The sequence below is a fragment of the Roseateles sp. P5_E11 genome (genome assembly GCF_054049355.1).
The window spans coordinates 1-5,288 of record NZ_JBFUMO010000418.1 but is presented as its reverse complement, the minus strand read 5'-3'; the positions used below and the strand labels follow the sequence as shown (position 1 = coordinate 5,288).

The following is a 5,288-nucleotide window of genomic DNA, read 5'->3' as shown; positions in this document are numbered from 1 at the left end:
GGGCCGCCAGGTTGGGCTCGAAGAAGGCCGGGATGCCACGCATCACCGTCGTCATGTTGGCCATCAGGTTGCCCATACCCAGCCAGTCCAGCGGCCCGGCCAGGCGGTTCTGCTGCTCGACRTGGCGCCAGAAGTCGTTGAGCCTCTCCATGCGCCGCTCCGGTGGGTTGCCGGCGATCAGCGCGGCGTTGATGGCGCCGATGGACGTGCCGATGACCCAGTCCGGCTCGATGCCGGCTTCGTGCAGCGCCTGGTAGACGCCGACCTGGTAGGCGCCCAGCGCACCGCCGCCCTGGAGCACCAGGACGACCTGCGGACGCGATGTGGGGGAAGCATTCTTGGTGGCCATGGTGGGTCTCGGCTGGGTAGGTGGGCGTGGGTCGGCGGGCGGGGTCGCGGGCTTACATGTGTTCCTTCATCGTGGCGGGCTTGCCGTCGTTGACGATGTCGGCGATGGTCAGCTCGACCGGTGCGTTGGTGCTGTTCTTCCACCAGTGCTTGGTGCCGAGGAACTCGCGCGAGATGTCGCCGGCCTTGTGCAGGATGGGCACGGCGCATTTGCTGGAGTTCTCGTAGATCTCGCCGCTGTTGACCATGATCAGCGCGGGCCGGTCCTCGTGGCTGTGGAAGGGCACGACGCCGCCGGGCGCAATGGTCATGTGGCGCATGCGCAGGCGGCGCTGGGCCAGGTGCACGTTCTCCTTGACCAGGTCGATGGACGCCAGCTCGGTGTCAGTCACGCCGACGGGGGCCGTGGCGGCGTCGGCCAGCGCATTGGCCATGACCTTGTCGGCCGGGCATTCACCGGCGTGCGAGCTGCCGCCTGCCAGGCTGGCGACGAGGGCGGCGACGGCGGCCACGAGGTGGCTGAAGCGGGAAGTGCGGGTGCGGATGGTCTTCATGGGGTGCTCCTGGAGCGTTGGGGGGAAGGGGGGGAGAAAAATCACTGCGCCGTCCAGCCACCCTCGATGGGCAGCACGGCGCCGGTGATGGAGGCGGCGTCGTCGGAACAGAGGAAGGACGTCAGCGCCGCGACCTGTTCGACGGTGACGAATTGCTTGGTGGGCTGGGCGGCCAGCAGCACGTCGCGGATGACGGCCTGCTCGCTGATGCCGCGGGCGCGGGCGGTGTCGGGGATCTGCTGCTCGACCAGCGGTGTCAGCACATAGCCCGGGCAGACCGCGTTGACCGTGATGCCGGCCTCGGCCAACTCCAGCGCCACGGTCTTGGTGAAGCCAGCCACGCCATGCTTGGCCGCCACGTAGGCCGATTTGTATTTGCTGGCCACCAGCGCATGGGCCGAGGCCACGTTGACGATGCGGCCCCAGCCCTTCTTCTTCATGGCCGGCACGGCCAGGCGGGTGGTGTGGAAGCCCGCACTGAGGTTGATCGCCAGGATGGCGTACCACTTGTCGACCGGGAACTCTTCGACCGGCGCCACATGCTGGATGCCGGCGTTGTTGACGAGCAGGTCGACGGCGCCGAACTCGGCAATCGCCTTGCCCATCATGCGGTCGATCTGGTCGGGCTGGCTCATGTCGGCCGGGTCGTAGCGCACCTGCACGTCGTGTTGTTCCATGAGTTCGAGTCGCAGCTTCTCGATGGCCGGCGCGTCGCCAAAACCGTTGAGCACGACGTTGGCGCCCTGGGCGGCCAGCGAGCGGGCGATGCCCAGGCCGATGCCGGATGTGGAGCCCGTGACGAGGGCGGTCTTGCCAATGAACATGGTGGGTTCTCCTTACTTGGGAACGGATGAGTTGGAGGTGCCGCGGTCGACCTCGGTCGTGCGGGTGAAGCGCAGGTGCGTGATGTCGAGGGGAAAGAACAGGCCCCAGGTCCACTCGACCCAGATGCGCGTCTTGCGGCCCAGCGTGGGCATGCGCAGCAGGTAGTAGCCGCGCCACAACAGCCAGGCGGGAAGGCCCGACAGGCGCAGGCCGAACAGCAGCGCCACGCCCTTGAGGTGGCCGGTCGTGGCCATCATTCCGCGGGCGGCGTAGGCAAAGGGCTTGGTGGGCTGGCCGCGCAGTTTGAGCAGCAGGTTGTTGGCGAGCGCCTTGGCCTGGGCGACGGCGAACTGCGCCGTCGGTGGGCAGATCAGGCCGTCGCGGGCATTGGGTTGGGCGGCGCAGTCGCCGAGGGCCCACAGGGCGGGCTCGTCCTGCACGCGACCGTCGGCCTCGGTGGCGATGCGGCCGCGCTGCAGCGGCGGGGCCAGCGCTTCCACGAGCGGGTTGGGCCGASTGCCGACGGTGCAGACAACCGTTGCGCTCGGCAGCTTCTGGCCGTCGGACAGTTCGACCGCGTCGGCATGGATGCGCGCGGCCCGGGTGCCGCAGCGCACGTGCACGCCGCGGCGCGACAGCGAGCGTTCGGCGGCGTCGCCCAGGGCCGGYGGCAGCTCGGGCAGCAGCCGGTCACCGTCATGCAGCAGCGTGATGCCGAAGCCGGCGGCACGGGTGCGTGGGTAGTGGCGGCTGGCGCTCTTGACGAAGTCGGCCAGCGCGCCGGCCACCTCGACACCGGAGAAGCCGCCGCCGATGACGACGAAGTGGGCGAGGGCCTGCCCCTGCGTCGCGTCGTCGCAGAGTTCCACGCGGGCCAGAGCCTGCAGCACGCGGTTGCGGATGTGCATGGCGTCGCCCACCAGCTTCAGCGGCAGGGCGTGTTCGGCCATGCCGGGCAGCAGGTCGAGGCGGGCGCGCTGGCCCAGGGCCAGCACGAGATGGTCGTAGCCGAACTCGAGCGGGCCGTGCAGGGTGTCGCAGGTCAGGCGCCGGGCCGCCTTGTCGATGCGGCTGACGGCGCCCATCACGAAGCGCACACCGGGCAGCATCTCGCGGATCGGTGCCACCACATGCTCGGGGAAGACGCCAGCCCCCACCACCTCGGGCAGCATGGGGTTGAAGGTGGTGTAGCTCTCCTCGCTGATCAGCAGCAGCTGCCAGCCTGCGGGCATGCGGCCGTGAAGCGACTTGGCCAGCGTGGTGCCGGCAAAGCCGCCGCCGACGATGGCGATGGTGCGGACTGGCGGGTGAGGTGCTGTGGTGGACATGGCGGCTGGATGAAGCGAGGGCCGCAGTGTCTGGATCGCTGCCTCAGCCGGGAAATCTCATCAATTCATGACGCGATGCGCATGGGTTATCGCGGGATATGTAAGGAAACCGCCGGCCCACGCGACCGCCGCGCATGGAGCTCTACCAGATCCGCTATTTCCTGGCCGTGGCCGAGACGCTGAACTTCACGCGCGCGTCGGAGCGGTCCTTCGTGTCGCAGCCGGCGCTGACCAAGGCCATCCAGCGGCTGGAGGAGACGATCGGTGGCCGGCTGTTCGACCGCACCAAGAACTCCGTCCAGCTCAGCGAGCTTGGCCAGGCCATGCTGCCCAATTTCCGCCAGATCTTCGACACCGCCCAGGCCGCGCGCGAGCAGGCGCGCCGTTTCAAGCGCGACAAGCGCGAGGTGGTGCGCGTCGGCGTCATGTGCACCATCGACTTCCATCAGGTGCTGCCTGGCTTTGTCGAAAGCCAGGATCGGCATGCCATCGAACTRCATTTCCGCGAAGGCAACCTGGAGGCGCTGACCGACGAGCTGGGCCGCGGCGACGTCGATATYGGCATCATGTGCTCGCCTTATGAGACGCCGCGCCGCTTCGAGGCGCAGATGCTGTTCCTCGAGGACTACGTCGTCGCCATCGGCGAGGACCATCGCTTCAGTGGCCGGCAGACCATTGACATGGCCGAGCTGGATCGCGAGCGCTACTGCGAGCGCATCTACTGCGAGTTCTCCAGCTATATCGAGCGCCTGCTGATTGATCGCGGCGTGCGGCTGGAGGTGGTGCAGCAGTCCCACCGCGAGGACTGGATTCAGGCCTTCGTGCGCTCCAACTTCGGCGTCGCCTTCATGCCCCGGTCCATCGCCGACGCCGCCGGGCTCATGCATGTGCGCACGGCCGACTGCCCGATCGTCCGAGAGGTCAAGCTGCTGGTGCAGTCGGAGCGGCCGCTGAGCACGGCGCAGCAGGCCGTCATCGATTCACTGGTGGCCCACGACTGGCGGCCGGCGGCMTAGGTTTCCGGGCGGCGCCACAGCCAGATCGCCACGGCGGCCATCATGGCGGGCACGGCGATCTTCACGGCCAGCGGCGCCGGTGTCAGCACCAGCATGACGGCACTGCAGGCCATCATCACGACCGCCAGCCACTTGGCGCGACGCGGCACGGCGCCGCGCTCGCGCCAACGGCGGATGCCGGGGCCGAAGTGCGCGTGGTTGAGCAGCCAGGTCTCCAGCGCCGGCCAGCCCTTGCCGGCCGCCCAGGCGGCCAGCAGCAGGAAGGGCACCGTCGGCAGCACCGGCAGCACGACGCCGATCATGGCCAGCACGAGGCTCAGCACCGCCAGCGCGCGCCACAGCAGTCGGGCCAGCGCGCGGTGCATGCCGCCCTACTTCAGCCCGCCGCTGAGGAACTGCTGCAACCGCTCGCACTGCGGGCGCAGCAGCATCTCCTTGGGGTTGCCTTCCTCTTCGACCTTGCCCTGGTGCAGGAACAGGCAGTGGTTGGAGACCTCGCGCGCAAAGCCCATCTCGTGGGTCACGACGATCATCGTGCGGCCTTCCGCCGCCAGGTCGCGCATGACCTTGAGAACCTCTCCGACCAGTTCCGGGTCCAGCGCCGACGTGGGCTCGTCGAACAGCATGACCTCGGGGTCGACCGCCAGCGCCCGGGCAATGGCCACGCGCTGCTGCTCGCCGCCCGACAGCTGGGCCGGGTAGACGTTGGCACGATGCGAGACACCGACGCGCGCCAGCAGCGCCTGCGCGCGCTCGATGGCCTCGGCCTTGGGCTTGCCCAGCACGTGGATGGGTGCCTCGATGACGTTCTCCAGCACTGTCATGTGAGCCCAGAGGTTGAAGTTCTGGAACACCATGGCCAGTTTGGCGCGCCACAGCTGCAGCTGCTGAGGCGAGGCGGCCTTCAGCGTGCCGTCGCGGTCGCGGGTCAGCTTCAGCGCTTCGCCGCACAGGCTCAGTTCGCCTTCGTTGGGCTGTTCCAGCAGGTTCAGGCAGCGCAGGAAGGTGCTCTTGCCCGAGCCCGAGGACCCGATCAACGTGACGACATCGCCGCGCCGCGCCGCGAAGGAAATGCCCTTGAGCACCTCGCGATCACCGAAGCGCTTGTGGATGTTGGTGGCCTGGAGTTGGATCGTCATTTCAGTTTCTCTTTGCGGGCCGAACGCAGGGCCGCTCCCAAGCCGGCCCGCGCTGGCGATGTGCTCGCGGCTCGATGC

General features: G+C 68.5%; 6 protein-coding genes and 1 pseudogene. 1 reads left to right on the top strand and 6 read right to left on the bottom strand.

Features of this window, described 5'->3' with window-relative positions:
• From ACXJKR_RS23530 to ACXJKR_RS23515, 4 genes are all read right to left on the bottom strand, one after another.
• On the bottom strand, positions 1-349 hold a 349-nt coding region (locus ACXJKR_RS23530), incomplete at its 3' end, for a patatin-like phospholipase family protein (protein WP_457324870.1).
• 52 nt (positions 350-401) lie between these two features.
• Positions 402-902, bottom strand: coding sequence for a cupin domain-containing protein (locus ACXJKR_RS23525; protein WP_457324869.1), 501 nt, complete (start codon positions 900-902; stop codon positions 402-404).
• A gap of 41 nt (positions 903-943) precedes the next feature.
• Positions 944-1,726, bottom strand: a complete 783-nt coding sequence (locus tag ACXJKR_RS23520; protein WP_457324868.1) for a 3-hydroxybutyrate dehydrogenase — start codon at positions 1,724-1,726, stop codon at positions 944-946.
• A 12-nt stretch (positions 1,727-1,738) separates the two neighbouring features.
• Positions 1,739-3,055 carry an NAD(P)/FAD-dependent oxidoreductase gene (locus ACXJKR_RS23515; RefSeq protein WP_457324867.1) on the bottom strand — a complete coding sequence of 439 codons (1,317 nt, stop codon included), beginning with the start codon at positions 3,053-3,055 and terminating at the stop codon, positions 1,739-1,741.
• Positions 3,056-3,189: 134 nt separating this feature from the next.
• Between ACXJKR_RS23515 and ACXJKR_RS23510 the strand changes: the two genes are divergently transcribed.
• Positions 3,190-4,071 (top strand): LysR family transcriptional regulator, encoded by an 882-nt coding sequence (locus ACXJKR_RS23510; RefSeq protein ID WP_457324866.1) that lies wholly within the window; start codon positions 3,190-3,192, stop codon positions 4,069-4,071.
• 14 nt (positions 4,072-4,085) lie between these two features.
• On the opposite strand, the pseudogene ACXJKR_RS23505 reads toward ACXJKR_RS23510, so the two are convergent.
• Positions 4,086-4,436: pseudogene (locus ACXJKR_RS23505) on the bottom strand (YbaN family protein); the annotation flags it as partial.
• A 6-nt stretch (positions 4,437-4,442) separates the two neighbouring features.
• Entirely contained in the window at positions 4,443-5,210 is a 768-nt protein-coding gene (locus ACXJKR_RS23500) for an ABC transporter ATP-binding protein (protein ID WP_457324865.1), read from the bottom strand.
• Positions 5,211-5,288: the final 78 nt, after the last annotated feature.